The organism is Herbaspirillum chlorophenolicum, from assembly GCF_001189955.1.
Classification (GTDB): Bacteria; Pseudomonadota; Gammaproteobacteria; order Burkholderiales; family Burkholderiaceae_D; genus Herbaspirillum; species Herbaspirillum chlorophenolicum.
Window position 1 is genome coordinate 59708 of record NZ_LFLT01000005.1, and the last position, 14284, is coordinate 73991.

Sequence of the window (14284 nt, forward strand, 5' to 3'; positions counted from 1 at the left end):
AAACGCCGCCTGCGGACCATCCGCGGCGGCGCTTTTCATTGGCGATTCAGCCGGCCTCAGCCATTCTCATATACCCACTGCAACAGCGCATCCTGCGCCTTCTGCCCGGCCGGCGCGTTCGGGTGGTTGATCAGGAACACCACCACGTAGGACTTGCCCGACGCGGCCTGCACATAGCCGGCGATGGAACGCACGTCATTCAGCGTGCCCGTCTTGATATGCGCCTGCCCTGCCACGCTTTGCGTCTTCAGGCGGCGGCGCATGGTGCCGTCGTAGCCGACCAGCGGCATCGAGGACACGAATTCCGGCATCAGCGGCGAACGGTAGGCCTGGGCCAGCATGCCGCCCAGCAAGGCGGGCGTGACCCGCTCCACGCGCGACAGCCCGGCGCCGTTCTCGATGGCCAGGCCGCTCGTGTCGAGCCCCTTGTCATTGAGCCAGGCGCGCACCGCGCGCGCGCCGTTGACCGCATCGCCGGGCTGGCCGCTCGTCTCGGCGGCCAGGGTCAGCAGCACCTGGCGCGCCATCACGTTGTTGCTGTACTTGTTGATGTCGCGGATCACCTCGGGCAGCGTGGGCGACTGCACCTCGGCCATCAGCCGCGCCGACGGCGTCACGGCGCCGCTGACCACACGGCCGGACAAGCTGCCGCCGAGCTCGGCCCACATCTGCGCGAACATGGCGCCTGCGTACTGCACGCTGCCCATGCGGTAGGGATGCACGTACCAGACCTTGGGCCCGCAATCGGCCGGATAGGCGCCGGAGAAGGTTGCCGACGACGCATCGTTGGCCAGCACCAGCTTGCCCTGCCAGTCGCCGCAAGGCTCCTGCGACAAGCGCGGCGGCGTAATCGTGTAGCCGGCCATGGGCGGCTCCATGGTCACGGCTACCGTCCCGGTTGCGGCATTAGGCTCGAAGCGGAAGGCCAGCGTCTTGTAGTTAAGCAGCAGCGCATCCGGGCCGACGTTATAGGGCTTTTGCGGGTCGCCGTCGAACTGCGACGGATCATAGGTCGACTCGGCGAAGAAACTGCGGTCGATCACCAGGTTGCCGCGGATATCCTTCACTCCCCTGGCGCGCAGTTGGCGCAAGAACAGCCAGAAGTTCTCCATCACCAGCTTGGGATCGCCGCCGCCCTTGATGATCAGGTCGCCATTGAGCACGCCCTGGTCGAGGGTGCCGTCGACATAGGCCTGGGTCTTCCAGGAATAGGTCGGCCCCAGCAGCTCCAGCGCGGCGTCGGTGGTCACCAGTTTCATCACCGAGGCCGGATTGAAAGGCTGCGTCAGGTTGTTGGCCACCAGCGCCCGCTTGCCGCTGTCGGCGTCAAGCACCAGCACGCCGGTGTTCTGTTGCGGAATATGCGCCACACGCAGCGCCCCGACCACGGCCGGCGGCAGGCCCTGGGCAGGAACGGCGGCGGTTGCAGCCAGCAGCGAAACGGCGAGGGTCAGCGAACGGAATGACGGCAGGCGGGAGCGATGCAAGGGAAAAAACGAGGGGAAACGCAGCATGATTCAACCGAAAATGGAGATCACGCATTATAGAGGCAAGCCACGCGGCAGGCTGCGCGCCGCTGCCGGCGACACAATGCCGTCACAGGCCTGTGCGACAATACCTCGGCCATCGTTATCGAAACGACATGACATGCGCGCACCGGCAGCTCCGCGCGCCTGCGCCGCCGATTTTGCCTCACGGCCAAGGCTTTGCGTTACGATGGCAAAAGCTGCCTAGTTACATTGGCTCAAACAACAGGATGCACTTTCCGGTACGCGGAGGCGTTGCCGGAATCGCTACAGATACGGCTGGCAATCCTCCGGGACAGGACGAAAGAGAAGCACCGATATGTCATCCAGCACTACCAGGCGACGCGCCAGGACCGGCGGCAAGCGGCCATTGTCCGCGCTGCTGGCGTTACTCAATCCGGTCGCACTCTATCGCAAGCGCCCGAACCGCCCTGACGCTCCTCCTCCGGAGGCCCTGATTGGCAAGGGAGTGCGCTTCGTCAACCGCATCTACCTCCTGCGCGCGATCGGCCTGGGCATCGGCTTTTTCTGCGTCTCGGCCGGATTCGTGCAAAATCCGGTGAGCTGGCCGCTGTGGGCGCTGCTGGTATTCCACGGCTTCGCCTGGCCGCACCTGGCGCGCCACTGGGCGCTGCACAGCAAGATCCCCTACCGCGCCGAACGCCGCAACCTGGTGATCGACGCCGGCTTCGGCGGTTTCTGGATCGCTGCCATGGACGGCAACCTGGTGCCCAGCGCAGTCATCCTCTCCATGATCTCAATGGACAACATCGCTGCCGGCGGCGTGCGCCTGTTCATGCGCGGCGTCTACGCCAGCGTGGCCGGCTTCCTGCTCGGCTGGCTGGTGCTCGATTACCGCTTCATGCCGCAATCCGACATCGTCACCATCGTCGCCTGCCTGCCGATGCTGGCGCTCTATCCGCTGGTGCTGGGCAAGTCGACCTACGACATGTCCAAAAAGCTGGCCGAGCGCTCCCGCGAATTCGAGATCGTCAGCCAGATAGACGGCCTGACCCGCCTGTTCAACCGCCGCTACTGGGAAAGCCTGCTGATCGAGGAATTCGAGCAGTGCCGCCGCGGCGGCCACGGCGCCTGCCTGCTGCTGCTCGACCTCGACCACTTCAAGAACATCAACGACACCCACGGCCACCTGGTCGGCGACGAAGTGCTGCGTAATTTCTCGCAACTGCTGCGCGCCAACCTGCGCGAGGATGACCTGATCGGCCGCTATGGCGGCGAGGAGTTCGTGGCCATCCTTCGCCACACTTCGGCTACCGATGCCCTGCTGCTGTCGCAGCGCCTGGTCGAGCAAGCGCGCAGCAAGCAATCCGGCAGCGACAGCCTGTGGGGCTGCACGGTCAGTGCCGGCCTGGTGCCCTTCACGCCTGACATGGATGCGCACTACGTCTGGCTGCAGCGTGCAGACCAGGCCATGTACTGCGCCAAGGGAAAGGGCCGGGATTGCCTGGTGGCCTGGGATGCGGGGCTACACCGCGCGCACGGCAAAACCGCAGCCGACGTGCAGACCGCGTGAACGAATTGCTGGGGAAGGCTTTTTCGCTGGACAGCGTGAACCCATGAAGCGCGTGGGCGCAAAAAAGGCCGATGCTTTCGGGGCCGCCACGAGACCACTGTGAAAACATCGACCTAGGGAAATCAAGGGAGGGGCATCAACGTACAGTGAAAGACCTGAACTCTCCAAAAAAGTGGTCTCCGCCGAGCCCCTGCCACTGCCGCAACGAGCGGCAAAGCGGGCGCAATGCCCGCTAAATTAGCACTGGTAGAGCCTCCAGCACTAAAAGCGCCAGCAACGCGCCGAACACCGCGCCGATTGCCCTGCAACTGGTTCGAAGTACCTTGGAGGCGACCGGCACCTCGCCGCATAACAGCAGACCGGCCAGGGTCATCGGGATGAAAAACATCAGATTGTTCATGATGATGTTCGGCATGATGCGTCTCCTCATTCAGCCTTCACATTCAAAAATCCGCTTTCGAATTATTCTCATCGGGTGGCCCGGCATCGCTGCCAGCCTTGCCCGGCGTGACTTTGTGATTTGAGTATAGGCTGCGTGTCATATAAAACAAGCAGCGCCGCCGACAATTCGTTGCTGCACAGCAGCGATAAAGCGCGGCCATGGCATTGTTGCAGATGCACAAATTTTCAGCAGACGGCCGGATTTGCCTTGACCCTCGTTTAAGCGCAAGCGTAGAATTCGCCCGTTCTTATTTTTTTGGAGTCCCTCTCATGGGCACTTGTTCGGGTGACAGTTGTTGCCGGGTAACTCCCGGTTAAGCCTCGGCAAGATTCAGCAGGACATCCTCCTGCCGTCATCTTGCTATCAGGCAGATGACGGTATCTCAATGCATACGGAATGACACTTGGCAGCCACTGGCTGCAAGTTGCCGGAAGAAGTCCAGGCGCGGTCCTCGCGTTTTCTTCCCGATATTCCGCCGCATCGTTTTCCCTCACAACAACAGATCGACGACCGACCGCCGCAGACATTGCTGTCGACGCGGCGAGCCACAGTTTGTCCGTATGGCGCTGGTTGCACCGCAACCAGCGGAGCAAGCTTATTGCCGCCGCTTCGTTGCGGCCGGAAGACGCCTGCACCAGCGAACCGACTTGGCCCGCCACTGGATGGTCTTGCGGGCAGGCTCAGTACAGGCGCTTGTGAAAGGGGCTCCGCTCAACCGAAGCGGAGACTGCAATGCGACAGAAAAAAACATGAAGATCCGATGTTTGTCATCGATCCGTCAAACAAGCCCGTTAGAGTCCTGACTCGGATCGCCTGACGACGCCACCTGAATGCGTATCCTGCCCGGTCAGTATTGCGCATCGGACCGTAAGAACCTGTCCCGATCTCGTCGGAAACAGGTTCCAAGCCACTTCGCCCCTTCCCGCCCTGGCGGCGAAAACAACATGAAAAGAAGTACGCCATGAATCTGAACCTGCTGAAAGAGACCTTCGCCGGCTTCATCCGCGCACGCGGAATGGACCGCCACTTCCGCCGCCTTGGAATGGACATGTTCCGCAGCGCGCCGGTGACCAAGGACATCCCGCAAACCCTGGCCCAGCAGCTCAGCGAAGCTGCCCGCTGCGACACCACCGACCTGCTGCAACGCCTGAAATCGCGCCATGACGGCCTGACCGAAGCCGAAGCCGACGCCATCCGCGCCGAAGTCGGCCCCAATGAGGTCGAACATGAAAAGCCGCTGAGCTGGCCGGTGCACCTGTGGCACTGCTACAAGAACCCGTTCAACCTGCTGCTCACGCTCCTGGCCGCGGTCTCGTTCTATACCGAAGACATGAAGGCCGCCATCGTGATCGGCACCATGGTGGTGATATCGACGCTGCTGCGCTTCGTGCAGGAGGCGCGTTCCAATACCGCGGCCGACAAGCTCAAGGCGATGGTCAGCAACACCGCCACCGTAATGCGCCACGACCTGGCCGAGGAACTCGCCGCCGAGGCGCAGCGCTACTTCGACATCAAGCTGCATCCCAAGGGCGCCAAGCGCATCGAGCTGCCGATCAAGAAGCTGGTGCCGGGCGACGTCGTACTGCTCTCCGCCGGCGACATGATTCCCGCCGACCTGCGCCTGCTCTCGGCCAAGGACCTGTTCGTCAGCCAAGCCGCGATGACCGGCGAATCGCTGCCGGTGGAAAAATTCGTCCACCCCGCCAACACCGACACCGGCAGCCCGCTGGAGCTGGAAAACCTGTGCTTCATGGGCACCAACGTGGTCAGCGGCTCGGCCTCCGCCGTGGTCCTGACCACCGGCAAGCGCACCTATTTCGGCGCCCTGGCCGAGCGCGTGACGGCCACCGACCGTACTCCCACCGCCTTCCAGGCTGGCGTGAACAAGGTTAGCTGGCTGCTGATCCGCTTCATGCTGGTGATGACACCCGTGGTGTTCTTCCTGAACGGCTTCACCAAGGGCGACTGGGTCGAGGCTTTCCTGTTCGGCCTGTCGGTCGCCGTCGGCCTGACGCCGGAAATGCTGCCGATGATCGTCACCTCGACGCTGGCCAAGGGCGCCGTCGCCCTTTCCCGCAAGAAGGTGATCGTCAAGCGGCTGGACGCGATCCAGAACTTCGGTGCGATGGACGTACTGTGTACCGACAAGACCGGCACCCTGACCCAGGACAAGATCTTCCTGGAACGCCACACCGACATCCGCGGCGAGCTCGACGACGAAGTGCTGCAGTACGCCTATCTGAACAGCTATTACCAGACCGGCCTGAAGAACCTGCTGGACGTGGCCGTGCTGGAACACGCCGAATTGCAGCGCGAAATGTCGATTGCCTCGGCCTACCGCAAGGTCGACGAAATCCCCTTCGACTTCCAGCGCCGCCGCATGTCGGTGGTGGTGTCCGAGCGTGAAGACCACCACGAACTGATCTGCAAGGGCGCAGTGGAAGAGATCGTTTCGGTCTGTACCCGCGCGCGCCTGAACGGCGAGATCGTGCCGCTCACCCCCGAACTGCTGGCTGAAATCCGCGAGACCACCGGCAGCCTGAACGCCGAAGGCCTGCGCGTGGTGGGCGTAGCCGCCAAGGACCTGCCGCCGACCAAGGAAACCTACAGCCTGGCCGACGAGTCGGACCTGGTGCTGATCGGCTACATCGCCTTCCTCGACCCGCCGAAGGAATCGACCGCGCCGGCCCTGGCCGCACTGCGCGAGCATGGCGTGGCAGTGAAGATCCTGACCGGCGACAACGAACTGGTAACCGCCAAGATCTGCCGCGAGGTGGGCCTGGAAGTGGACGGCATGCTGCTCGGTTCGCACGTCGAGAAGATGACCGACGAAGAACTGGCCGTGGTCGTCGAAAAAGTCACCGTGTTCGCCAAGCTCTCCCCGACGCACAAGGAACGCATCGTGCGCGTGCTGCACGACAAGGGCCACGTGGTCGGCTTCATGGGCGACGGCATCAACGACGCCCCGGCCCTGCGCGCGGCAGACATCGGCATCTCGGTCGACACCGCAGTGGACATCGCCAAGGAAGCTGCCGACCTGATCCTGCTGGAAAAGAGCCTGATGGTGCTGGAAGAAGGCGTGCTCGAGGGCCGCAAGACCTTCGCCAACATGCTCAAGTACATCAAGATGACGGCCAGCTCGAACTTCGGCAACGTGTTCTCGGTGCTGATCGCCAGCGCCTTCCTGCCCTTCCTGCCGATGCTGCCGTTGCATCTGCTGGTGCAGAACCTGCTGTACGACGTGTCGCAGATCGCCATCCCGTTCGACAACGTGGACAAGGAGTTCCTGAAAAAACCGCAACGCTGGGATGCTGCCGACATCGGCCGCTTCATGGTGTTCTTCGGCCCGGTCAGCTCGGTCTTCGACATCACCACCTTCGCGCTGATGTGGTACATCTTCGGCGCCAACTCGCCGGACCACCAGACACTGTTCCAGTCGGGCTGGTTCATCGAAGGCCTGCTGTCGCAGACGCTGATCGTGCACATGATCCGCACCCGGCGCATTCCCTTCCTCCAGAGCCGCGCCTCGTGGCCGCTCATGGGCATGACGATGATCATCATGGCCATCGGCATCATTATCCCGATGTCGGAGTTGGCGCACTACTTCAAGCTGGAAGCGCTGCCGCTGTCCTACTTCCCGTGGCTGGCTGGAATCCTGCTGGCATATGCGGTGCTGATCCAGCTCATGAAGAACTGGTATTCGAAGCGCTACGGCTGGCAATAAGCCGATCCACGCGGTTCGCTGAAATGAAAAAGGGTTGCCTGCAAAGGCAACCCTTTTTTCTTTGGCGCTTTACCCGGAACCGGGCAACGGCACTCAGGCAATCACATGCATACAGCTTCAGTTCCCGGCCAGGCCGGCGGCGATATTGATGCACAGGCCGATGATCGCGGCATTGAAGATGAAACAGATCAGCGAATGCGCCAGCACTGCCTGGCGCATGGAGCGCGTGGCAACACCCACGTCGGAAGTCTGCACGGCGACGCTGATGGTGAAGGAAAAATAAAGGAAATCCCAATAGTCGGGAGTGGCTTCGCCGTCGGTAAAACGCAGCGGCAGGGCTTTCGGATCGTCGTCCCCGGCGTAAAACAGGCGCGCATAGTGCAGCGTGAAAATCGTGCCGATCAGGAACCAGGAACCAAACACGGTGGCCGCAGTAAAAGCGTAGCGCAGTATGCGCCCTTCATGCCCATGGTTGCTGCCAGCCAGTTCCAGCAGGATTGCCAGCAGGCTGGCAATGGCGGCGATGCAGACCATGCACAGCACCAGTTGCGCGCTTTCGTCTTCGGTCTCGGCCAGGCGCTTGGCATCCTGGGCGTCGGCGAGATACATCATCAGCCAGATCGTAATGAGGTAGGTCCAGACGCCGGCGTTCCATCCAATCAGGCAATGCGTCACCGGGGAACCGGCGGGAATCAGCAAGCCACAGGCTATGCCAACAAGGATGGCAACCAGCAAACGCGGATGGACCTGGACAATATTGCGGGCAACGGACATGGCATCAATAAGGAGCTAGAGGAATGGGACGGCACAAGCGGACGCACCGGACAAAAAACATCGTCCAAAAATAATGGCTGAAACATAGCATGCTTCAGCCATTTCTCTCCACGCCCAACGCCTGCCCTTACCTGGAAGAAGATATCTGATGCGCCACACGCGTGGCCTCGTCAAAGCTCTTGAAGCCGGTCAGCGCCATGGTATTGATGGTCAACGGCTCCTGCACGGTGGCCATGTTCGTCACCCGCCCCTCGACCACCGCAGCGATCTGGCGCCCCACCAGTTCGCGCGAACCGGCGATCAGGCGCGCCGTCCCGCTTGGCGAAAACTGCAGCAGCAGAATGGCGCGTCCGGCCGCATCCTTTTGCGCAGTGGCCCGCTGGACGTCGGAGGCATCCAGCAATGCCCTGGGCGCAAGATAGACCACACTGCCCGGAACATCGCTGTTCTCGGCCTTGATCCATCCTTGCGTCGGCACCGTGGTGGCGCCGCGCAACTCGAATGGATTGGATTGCGAAATGGCGCCGGTGCTGCCGCAGCCCGCCAGTGCGACCAACGCCACACCTGCTGCGGCCAGCCCAAGCAGGCGGCGCAAGCAACTTGCGGATGACAAATGGATAGGCATTCTCAAAATTCATGCTCCTTCAGCGCGCGTTTGGCGCGTTCGCGGGCGCCGGCCAGGGCTTCTTCCTCGGTGGGATAGATGCCGGCCGGAATATAGGTTTCCGCGATGTCGGGTTCGCGGGTCAGGCGCACGAAGACTTGCGCCTCGTAGGCGTGGTCGGGTTTTTCGATCGCATCATAGCGAGCGATGTGGGTGCCGTTCTGTATCACTTTGTCCGTCATGCCGCCTCCTGTCCCGGTTGCGTTGAAGGCGGTTAGACACAGGGGTATGCGCGAGGTTCTGAAAATTACGCCCGGGAAATCTTCTCGACATCGTCACGCAAGATGCGCATTCCGATGGGAAAGTATCAGGCCGCCAACGGGAAACGCACCGTGAAGACCGTACCTTGCCTTGCTTCGCCGCAAGCCAGAGTGATCACCGCGCCGTGGTCGCGGGCGATCTCGCGCACGATCGCCAGGCCCAGCCCGCTGCCGGCCACCTTGTCGTTGGCGCGGTAAAAACGGTCGAAGATCAGTTCGCGATGCTCGGGGGCGATGCCTGGGCCGGAATCTTCCACCGTCAGCAAGGTAGCCCCGTCCTGCTCCTGGCAACGCACGGTGACGCTGCTGTTCGGCGGCGAATAGCGCACCGCGTTGTCGATCAGGTTGTCGATCAGGTCGGACAACAGGAAACGGTCGCCGCGCATGCGGCCCGGCTGCAGGTCGAAGCCGAGGTCGATCTGTTTCTTGTCGGCCTCTTCGATGAAATGCTGGATGGACTCTTCCACCAGCTTGTCCAGCGACAGGCTCTCCAGATTGCGCTGCTCGAACTGGCCATGCTCGGAACGCGCCAGCGCCAGCAATTGGCGGCTTTGGCGGATCATGCGTTCGACCGAGGAATTCATCATCTCCAGCGAGCGCGTGGTGTCGGGTTCCTGCTGGTGCTTGGCATGCAGCAGCTCCAGCTGCAGTTTGAGGCCGGTCAACGGCGTGCGCAATTGGTGGGCGACATCGGCCAGGAAATTCTGCTGCGCCTGCTCGCCCGTGCTGATACGGTCCATCAACTGGTTCATGGCGCCAATCAGCGGCAGCAGCTCGACCGGAGAACCGGTGCTGTCGATCGCGCCCAGCTTGCCGTGGCCGCGCTGCTCCAGATTGGCCTGCAGCGTCTGCAACGGCCTGAGCCCGCGCCGCACAGCCACCAGCACCGCAGTCAGGGAGATGAAGGTGAGCACGCCGTCCAGGGCCAGGAAAGACAGCAGGATCGTGTAATGAGCGCGATTGCGCTTGCGTACCGTCTCGGCCACCGCTACCGAAATCACGCCGTTCTTGACGCGCACCTGCAGCGCGGCGATGCGCACCGGCTCTCCGCGCATCTCGGCGTCGTAATTGATGGGACGCTCGAATACATCGCTGTCAGGCAGAGGGGGAAAGCCCTTGTCGCCCAGGATGATCTCGCCCTTGATGTTGCGTACGGCGAAAAAGGTGGTGTCGGAATGGTTGCTGCGCAGGATCTGTTCGGCCTGCTTGGTGAGTTCCGCGAAGGTTTTTTCCTGGCGGTGCCGCACCTGGGCATACAAACCCCAGGTCGAATCCATCAGGTTCTGGTCGAACGCATGCTGGGCCGGCAGCCAGGCCAGCCAGTAGGTAACCCCGGCGCCCACCAGGTTGATGAGCAGCAGCGGCGCAATCAGCCACTTCAGCAGGTCGCGCCGGATGCTGGGATGCAGGGCGGGCATGCGTTCAAGCCAGCGCAACAATCAGCTCTCGCTCTTTTCGAGCATATAGCCGAAGCCGCGGATGGTACGGATGGCCACGCCCGAGTCGGCGATCTTGAGGCGGATGCGCGAGACATAGACTTCCACCGCGTTGATGGTGAAGTCTTCGCCCCAAGGCAGCACGGCGTCGATGATCTGCTGCTTGGAGACCACGCGTGAAGCGTGCTGCATCAGATATTCCAGCACCGTCCATTCGCGCAGCGACAATTCGATCTTGCGGCCATCGATGTCAGCGCGCTTGGTGGCATTGTCCAGCGACAGGCCGCCTACCGACAATTGCGCCGGCTGCGGCGCACTGCGGCGGACCAGCGCTTTGATGCGCGCCACCAGTTCGGGTGTGGCGAAAGGCTTGACCAGGTAGTCATCCGCGCCCAGCTCCAGGCCATGCACACGGTCGGGAATAGTGTCGCGCGCGGTCAGGAGCAATACCGGCGTGTTGTTGCCGGAGGCGCGCATGCGCCGCAGCACTTCGAAGCCGTCGATGCCGGGCAGGCCGATGTCGAGCACCAGCACCGACGCATTGAAACGCTGCGCCAGCGCATCGGTGCCGTTATTGACGGTATGGACGGTGAATCCATGGGAATTGAGTACACGCGACAGGCCGTCGGTGAGCACCGGGTCGTCTTCGACCAGCAGAACGTTCATAGGGACTTCACGAGAAGAAAAACGGCGCAAAAAATCTGCGAACCGGGACATCGTATTGCAGCCCCGTGAATGCTGCAAACGCGCGATTGTAAAGCTCCCGCCACGTCGCTTGCATTTTGTTTCATTTTTGTCACAGTCAGTTTTTTGTCAGCAATTCGACAGCATTCAGTCAGCCCCGGGATTTAGTCTAGCCGACCATGCGAATGAGAATCCACCTCATTCTCAAAAATAGCATCCAGTACAGTTTTCAGCCAGCCAAACGGTCTTGTCAGGTCGGATTAGCCAGCCAATGGAATTTCCCGCTCCACCGGGGGCATCTCCTTCGCGCCAACCCAACCATCCATAAAAACATGAACCGTCTTTCGCCAATCGCCGCTGCGCTGGTCGCAGTATTCGCCGCGCCTGTGCCGCTGTATGCCCAACAGGCCACCCCCGATAACGCCCCCGCGGCCAACGCCGGCCAGCTCGCGCCGGTCACGGTCGAAGGCAATCGCGACGACTTCGCTCCCGGCCCGACGGCATTGTCCAAGCTGCCGGCCGACCCGCATGACGTGCCGCAGTCGATCACCGTGGTCAACAAGGCACAGATGCAATCGCAAGGCGTGGCCTCGCTGGCCGATGCGCTGCGCAATGTCTCCGGCATTACGCTGGGCGGCGCCGAAGGCGGCCAGATCGGCAACAACATCAACCTCAACGGTTTCTCGGCCCGCACCGATATCTACCTCGACGGCTTCCGCGACCGCGGCCAGTACTATCGCGACACCTTCGCGCTGGACGAGATCGAAGTCCTGATGGGCCCCTCTTCCATGCTGTTCGGCCGCGGCTCGACCGGCGGCGTGATCAACCAGGTGTCGAAGAAGGCCAACCTCAAGGACGCCACCGAGGTATCGGCATCGGCCACCACCAACGGCCTGGTGCGCACCACTGCCGACTACAACCACAAGCTCTCCGACACCTCTGCCATGCGCATCGAAGCGATGGCGCAGAACGGCCCGGCCAGCACGCGCAACCAGACCAATGTGCAAGATTTCGGCGTCGCCGGTTCCTATGTGAACGGCATCGGCACCTCGACCGAGATCACGCTGTCGGCGCTGGTCCAGCACAACCACGACATGCCCGACTACGGCCTGCCCGCCCTCAACGGCCACCCGGTCAATGTCGACCGCGATACCGCCTATGGCCTGCTGTCGGACCGTACCAACCAGGACGTCGTGGCGCTGTCGGCCGGCGTAAAGCACAAGATCGCTCCCGATGTCACGCTGCGCAACCAGACCCAGTTCAACTGGGTACGCACCAGCGCCGTGGAAACCGCGCCCAATACCATCGGCACCGTCTCCGGCACGGGCTTCACCGCGCTGACCGGCACCAGCTCGCTGCCGCTGTCGAGCCTGTACGTGCGCGGCCAAAGCCATGACCGGAATATCCAGGACTACTCCATCTTCAATCAGACCGAACTGAGCGCCAAGGCCGCCACCGGCAGCATCAAGCACGACCTGCTGCTGGGCCTGGAACTGGGCCATGACGGCTACGACAACCAGGCCTATTACCGCAACGGCAGCTGCAACGGCACCGCCCTGCAGGCCAGTACCGCCACCACCGGCTACCTGTCCTGCGTGCCGGTGCTCAATCCCGGCTACAGCAGCGCCGCCGCCAACACTGCCAGCAGCGTCGGCAACCACGCGGGCGGTTCGGCCAACACCGTGGCCGTCTACGCCAACGACACCATGGAACTGGCCAAGGAATTCAAACTGGTCGGCGGGCTGCGCTATGACCGCTATATCGCGAGCATCAGCAACACCATCAGCGTACCGGCCTCGGCCAGCCAGACCGTCAACTTCCTGAGCGTGCGCGCCGGCGCCATCTGGCAGCCCAGTGCGGCGCAATCGTACTACCTGTCCTACGGCACTTCGTTCAACCCGTCGCTGGAACAGTTGACCGGCACCAACGGCCAGCAAAACCTCGATCCGGAAAAGAACCGCTCGTATGAAGTCGGCGGCAAGTGGGATGTGGCCCAGGGCCTGGCATTGAACGCCGCGGCCTTCCAGATCACCAAAGAGAATGCGCGCAGCCAGGTGTCCACCGGCGTCTATGAGCTGCAAGGCACGGTGCGCGTGAATGGCGCGCGTGCCGGCGCCACCGGCCGCATCACGCGCGACTGGCAGGTCGCCGCCAATTACACCTACCTGGATGCCCAGGTGATCGGCGCCTCCGGCCTGGACGGCACCCTGGGCAAAATCCCCGTGAATACGCCCAAGCACACGCTGACCACCTGGAGCACTTATGACGTGGCCCCGCACTGGCAAGTCGGCGGCGGCGCCACCTATATGTCGCAGCGCTACGCCAACGCGACCAACACGGTCCAGGTCGGCGGCTACACCCGCTGGGACGCCACCGTGGCCTACCTGCAAAAGGACTACGATATCCGCCTGAACCTGTTCAACCTGACCAACAAGATGTATTACGATGCGCTGATCCAGTCCGACGGCGGCCGTTCGGTGCCGGGCAGCGGCCGTACCGCGATGCTGTCGGTCAACTACCGTATGTAAAAAACACTCATCGAAAAATCCGCCCATGCTGATCACCATCCCCAAACTGCTCGACGAACAACAGGTCAAGGCCGTGCGCGAGTTGCTCGATGGGGCGGGACCGGCGTGGGTAGATGGACGCGTGACGGCGGGCTACCAGGGCGCGCCGGTAAAATTCAACCAGCAGATCGATGAGCGTTCGGAAGTGGCGTTGCAATGCCAGCGCATCATCACCGGCGCGCTGGAGCGCAACCCGCGCTTCATCAGCGCCGCCCTGCCCAACCTGATCTACCCGCCGATGTTCAACCGCTACGGTGAAGGCATGGCCTTCGGCGCGCATGTGGACGGCAGCGTGCGCATCCACCCGCACAACGGCCGCAAGCTGCGCACCGACATCTCGGCCACGCTGTTCCTGGCCGATGCCGCGCAATACGATGGCGGCGAGCTGCAAATCGAAGACACCTACGGCATGCACAGCGCCAAGCTCGATGCCGGCGACCTCGTGCTCTACCCCGCCACCAGCCTGCATAACGTGACCCCGGTCACGCGCGGCGTGCGCGTGGCGAGCTTCTTCTGGGTGCAAAGCCTGGTGCGCGACGACGGCCGCCGCGGCATGCTGTTCGACATGGACAACGCCATCCAGCGGCTCAACCAGAGCAACGCCGACGAACTCGCGCGGCGCACGCTGGTGGGCTGCTACCACAACCTGCTGCGCCAATGGGGCGATACCTGA

General features: G+C 62.5%; 11 protein-coding genes. 4 read left to right on the forward strand and 7 right to left on the reverse strand.

The genetic code is table 11. From position 1 onward, the window contains the following. Window positions 1-56 precede the first annotated feature (56 nt). Entirely contained in the window at window positions 57-1514 is a 1458-nt protein-coding gene (gene dacB, locus AKL28_RS05165) for a D-alanyl-D-alanine carboxypeptidase/D-alanyl-D-alanine endopeptidase (RefSeq protein WP_082221368.1), read from the reverse strand. A 331-nt stretch (window positions 1515-1845) separates the two neighbouring features. Here dacB and AKL28_RS05170 point away from each other — a divergent pair, with 331 nt between their 5' ends. Then, complete coding sequence (locus tag AKL28_RS05170; RefSeq protein WP_082221369.1) at window positions 1846-3060, forward strand: diguanylate cyclase; 1215 nt, start codon at window positions 1846-1848, stop codon at window positions 3058-3060. A 232-nt stretch (window positions 3061-3292) separates the two neighbouring features. Here AKL28_RS05170 and AKL28_RS05175 read toward each other — a convergent pair whose 3' ends face one another. Further along, a complete protein-coding gene (locus AKL28_RS05175; RefSeq protein WP_050466997.1) occupies window positions 3293-3475 on the reverse strand; it encodes a hypothetical protein in 183 nt (60 codons plus the stop codon). A 988-nt stretch (window positions 3476-4463) separates the two neighbouring features. On the opposite strand from AKL28_RS05175, the gene mgtA reads away from it, so the two are divergent. Next, window positions 4464-7226 carry a magnesium-translocating P-type ATPase gene (gene mgtA, locus AKL28_RS05180; RefSeq protein ID WP_050466998.1) on the forward strand — a complete coding sequence of 921 codons (2763 nt, stop codon included), beginning with the start codon at window positions 4464-4466 and terminating at the stop codon, window positions 7224-7226. A 117-nt stretch (window positions 7227-7343) separates the two neighbouring features. Here the strand turns inward: mgtA and AKL28_RS05185 are convergent, their stop codons facing one another. The 5 genes from AKL28_RS05185 to AKL28_RS05205 all read right to left on the reverse strand — a co-directional run bounded on the left by AKL28_RS05185 (window position 7344) and on the right by AKL28_RS05205 (window position 11026). Then, a complete protein-coding gene (locus tag AKL28_RS05185; protein ID WP_050466999.1) occupies window positions 7344-8000 on the reverse strand; it encodes a DUF1345 domain-containing protein in 657 nt (218 codons plus the stop codon). Between the two features lie 127 nt (window positions 8001-8127). Continuing rightward, window positions 8128-8595, reverse strand: coding sequence for a SecDF P1 head subdomain-containing protein (locus AKL28_RS05190; RefSeq protein ID WP_231602344.1), 468 nt, complete (start codon window positions 8593-8595; stop codon window positions 8128-8130). A 32-nt stretch (window positions 8596-8627) separates the two neighbouring features. Then, a complete protein-coding gene (locus AKL28_RS05195) occupies window positions 8628-8846 on the reverse strand; it encodes a hypothetical protein (RefSeq protein ID WP_050467001.1) in 219 nt (72 codons plus the stop codon). Between the two features lie 125 nt (window positions 8847-8971). After that, window positions 8972-10342: a sensor histidine kinase gene (locus AKL28_RS05200; protein WP_050467002.1), complete on the reverse strand. Its 1371-nt coding sequence runs from the start codon at window positions 10340-10342 to the stop codon at window positions 8972-8974. Window positions 10343-10363: 21 nt separating this feature from the next. After that, window positions 10364-11026 (reverse strand): response regulator transcription factor, encoded by a 663-nt coding sequence (locus AKL28_RS05205; RefSeq protein ID WP_050467003.1) that lies wholly within the window; start codon window positions 11024-11026, stop codon window positions 10364-10366. 350 nt (window positions 11027-11376) lie between these two features. Between AKL28_RS05205 and AKL28_RS05210 the strand changes: the two genes are divergently transcribed. Both AKL28_RS05210 and AKL28_RS05215 read left to right on the forward strand, forming a co-directional pair. Then, complete coding sequence (locus tag AKL28_RS05210; protein ID WP_050467004.1) at window positions 11377-13572, forward strand: TonB-dependent receptor; 2196 nt, start codon at window positions 11377-11379, stop codon at window positions 13570-13572. A gap of 25 nt (window positions 13573-13597) precedes the next feature. Next, window positions 13598-14284, forward strand: coding sequence for a Fe2+-dependent dioxygenase (locus AKL28_RS05215; protein WP_050467005.1), 687 nt, complete (start codon window positions 13598-13600; stop codon window positions 14282-14284).